Here is a 3,078-nt window from a genome sequence, read left to right as displayed (position 1 = left end):
ATGCAAGATTCTAATGGCGCCGCCGATTCAAACAGCGCGCAGAATTTGAAGGGCGCTTCAAATTTAAACGAACAAAGCTCCGCCGTGCCGAATAATGCCGCTTCCTTAAATAGCGCCTGCGCGGGTGAAAATTTCATAAGCGCCGAGAATTCCGCCTCGAAAATTTCCGCTAGCGATAATGAGCCTAACGTTGCGCCCGAAAGTACGGTGGTAGACGGCTCCGATACTACCGATACGGCGATGCAAAGCTCCGCCTGCGAAAGTAAAAATAAGTAGGCAGGCGCGGCCTTGAACTCCTTGTCGATCGGAATTTTCTTGCAAGGAGCCGCGCTGATGCTCTCGCTCATCGTCGCTATCGGCGCGCAAAATATCTTCGTCATCTCCCAAGGCCTTGCGAAAAACCACGTCGCGGCGGTTTGCACGGTCTGTGCGCTAAGCGATGCCGTATTTACGGCCGTAGGGATATTTTTAATCGGTGGCGCTCTTAAGCAAGGCTCGCTTTTTACCCAAATTTTAGGCATAGGCGGGATCATATTTCTGCTCTGCTACGCGCTAAGCTCGTTTTTTAGCGCTTATAAGGGCTCGCATTTTGCTAAAATCCAAAACTCTGCAAATAGCCCGCTAGCGCCCGTCGTAGCCAAAGCCCTTGCGGTAACGCTTCTAAATCCGCACGTGTATTTAGATACCGTCGTGGTAGTGGGCTCGCTGGGGGCTACGATCGCAGATGCCCAAAAGCTGTGGTTTTACGCGGGAGTTATGTTTGTATCGTTTGCGTGGTTTTTCGGCTTAGGATATGGCTCAGGGGCGCTTTCGAAGCTTTTTGCAAGCAGCAGAGCGTGGCGCATAATCGACGCGCTCGTTGGAGTTTTGATGCTGTATATGGCGTATCTGATCGCTAAGTTTGTCTTTAAAATTTAAAATTTCACGCTAAAATTCCGCACTCTTGATAAAGGATCTATGATGAAAATTGAAATTGAAAGCGGGCTCGAACTAAAAGAGGCCTTGTGGCGCGTAGAGAAAGCTCTGCGACTAGTGACCGACAAGGACGGCAAAATCACATCGAGCGCGACGCTTTACGTGGGCAAACATTCACTTTTAAATTTACTCGATACCAACCAGATCGAAAATATCCAAAACGCCTATGCGCGCGCCAGGACGGAATTTCGCGCCGAGATGCTAGGCGTGCTGGAGGGCTTTTTATCTCAAGAGGACGCTGAGAAGGATCCGGAATACGTGCTATTTAATCAGCTCTACCAAATGGCGATGACTGCGGGCAGAAAGAGTGATATCTTTATCCATGTCCAAGGCATCAGCGAAAACGAGGTCGTGCTGCGCGTGTATCAGCGCTTCGAGCTGGAGAGCGGCGAGACAATCTATTACGCAGGCGGTGAGTTTAGCTACAATCTGGATGAAAATTTTGGTAAAATTTATCGCTACGAAATTTGATTTTAGCGGTACGGCGCAAGATCGGTGCCGATTCGATCGTAAATATCGCACTACGCTTCTTTGCCGCAGCGCGTAAATTTAGACGCTCAAAACACATTGCGAGTTTAAATTTAGACAAACCTTCTGTAAAGATAGAATTTCATCTGGTTAAAATTTATTGCGATTTCAAATTTAAAGCTGCGTGTAAATTTTATCCTTCGATACGCAAATTTTACCCTACTGCCCGCCTGCCTTCGAGTTTGCCTTGTTTTACGCTTGCCGAAATTTTTAAGTCGAACTCGCATAAAATTTTATTTTTTAGGCACATAAATTTTGTCGGATCGCACTTTTATGCAAAAGAAAAGATAATTAAACGAAGCCGAATTTAACCAAGGTGCGTATATAGGAAAGCGGGCTCAAAGATGATACGCTAGGTGGCGGTTTGCTGCCATTGCTCGCTTTATAAAATTTTTAGGAATTAATGCGTACAAAGAAAACGCAATGCTAAGTAAAAAAACTAGGATAATAAGAGCGCTGATCGGGCTAGCGATAATGATCGCCGGAGCCGTGTTTGGCAGCTGGTGGGGGCTGGTCGGTCTAGTGTCCTTTATCGTGGGCGTCACGGGATTTTGCCCCGCTTGCTACTTTTTAAACCGCTGTTCGCTAAAACGTTAAATTTAGCCGCAGTATGCGGTTTTGCCGTGCATCGGGCAAAAGGCGCGATAAATTTTATGGCGAAACGAGCTTTAAATTTTAAATTCTCCACGCCTTGCTGCGGAACGTTAAATTTAAACAAGCGCTTAAGGCTTAAATTTTATCGCGCGATGCAGGGCGGAAATTTAATCTCGTGCCGCCGTCAATCGGCATGCCGCTATCCGCGTAAATTTTAGCGCTAGCCGCTTTCGGCGCTATTGCTAAAGCGAGCTTGTACTCCGCGCCCGCCACAACCAAACTCTATGATTAATCGCACCCTGCCTCTTAAAATTCATCTTAAATTTGCTAAAATTGCAGCTAAATTTAAAATTTAAAGGAGCATAAATGTCAAATATCTTAATCATAGGCGCAGGCGGCGTGAGCCAGGTCGCGACCGTAAAATGCGCGATGAACGCGGACGTTTTTAGCAAGATCACCCTTGCAAGCCGCACAAAAAGCAAGTGCGACGCGATCGCTAAATTTATCAAAGACCGCCTAGGCGTCGCTATCGATACCGCCCAGATCGACGCTGACGACACCGATGCGGTCGTAAATTTAATCAAAAAAACGGGCGCCGAGCTACTGCTAAACGTCGCGCTGCCGTACCAGGACCTAACGCTCATGGACGCGTGTTCTCGCGCCGGCATCCCATACATCGACACCGCAAACTACGAGCACCCCGACACCGCTAAATTTGAATACAAGCTACAATGGGCGAAGGACGGCGAGTTTAAAGCCGCAAACACGATGGCGCTGCTAGGAAGCGGCTTTGATCCGGGCGTGACGAACGTATTTTGCGCCTACGCACAGCAAAATCTCTTTGACGAGATCGGCGAGATCGACATCCTAGACTGCAACGCGGGCGATCACGGATATCCGTTTGCGACGAATTTCAACCCAGAGATAAATTTACGTGAAGTAAGTGCAAAAGGCCGCTACTGGGAGCGCGGCGAGTGGAAA

Annotated in this window: 5 protein-coding genes; all 5 read left to right on the top strand. The window is 47.9% G+C overall.

Annotated features, from left to right (window positions below; all coding sequences use genetic code 11):
• Positions 1-276, top strand: a 276-nt coding sequence (locus tag Q0256_RS11250; RefSeq protein WP_297963159.1) for a hypothetical protein, incomplete at its 5' end; no start/stop codon positions are given.
• A 12-nt stretch (positions 277-288) separates the two neighbouring features.
• Positions 289-918: a LysE family transporter gene (locus Q0256_RS11245; RefSeq protein ID WP_297963156.1), complete on the top strand. Its 630-nt coding sequence runs from the start codon at positions 289-291 to the stop codon at positions 916-918.
• A 42-nt stretch (positions 919-960) separates the two neighbouring features.
• Entirely contained in the window at positions 961-1,446 is a 486-nt protein-coding gene (locus Q0256_RS11240) for a hypothetical protein (protein WP_297963153.1), read from the top strand.
• Between the two features lie 480 nt (positions 1,447-1,926).
• The gene (locus Q0256_RS11235; protein ID WP_297963151.1) at positions 1,927-2,100 is read left to right on the top strand and encodes a DUF2892 domain-containing protein; all 174 of its coding nucleotides are present in this window, start codon (positions 1,927-1,929) and stop codon (positions 2,098-2,100) included.
• 363 nt (positions 2,101-2,463) lie between these two features.
• Positions 2,464-3,078, top strand: a 615-nt coding sequence (locus tag Q0256_RS11230; RefSeq protein WP_297963148.1) for a saccharopine dehydrogenase family protein, incomplete at its 3' end; no start/stop codon positions are given.

This window comes from uncultured Campylobacter sp. (genome assembly GCF_937949835.1).
Classification (GTDB): domain Bacteria; phylum Campylobacterota; class Campylobacteria; order Campylobacterales; family Campylobacteraceae; genus Campylobacter_B.
This window is presented reverse-complemented; position numbering and strand designations above follow the sequence as displayed.

Bases quoted from the DNA above. Each gene is read 5' to 3' on its own strand.
- Q0256_RS11235 (WP_297963151.1), top strand. From the start codon at position 1,927: ATGCTAAGTAAAAAAACTAGGATAATAAGAGCGCTGATCGGGCTAGCG.
- Q0256_RS11240 (WP_297963153.1), top strand. From the start codon at position 961: ATGAAAATTGAAATTGAAAGCGGGCTCGAACTAAAAGAGGCCTTGTGG.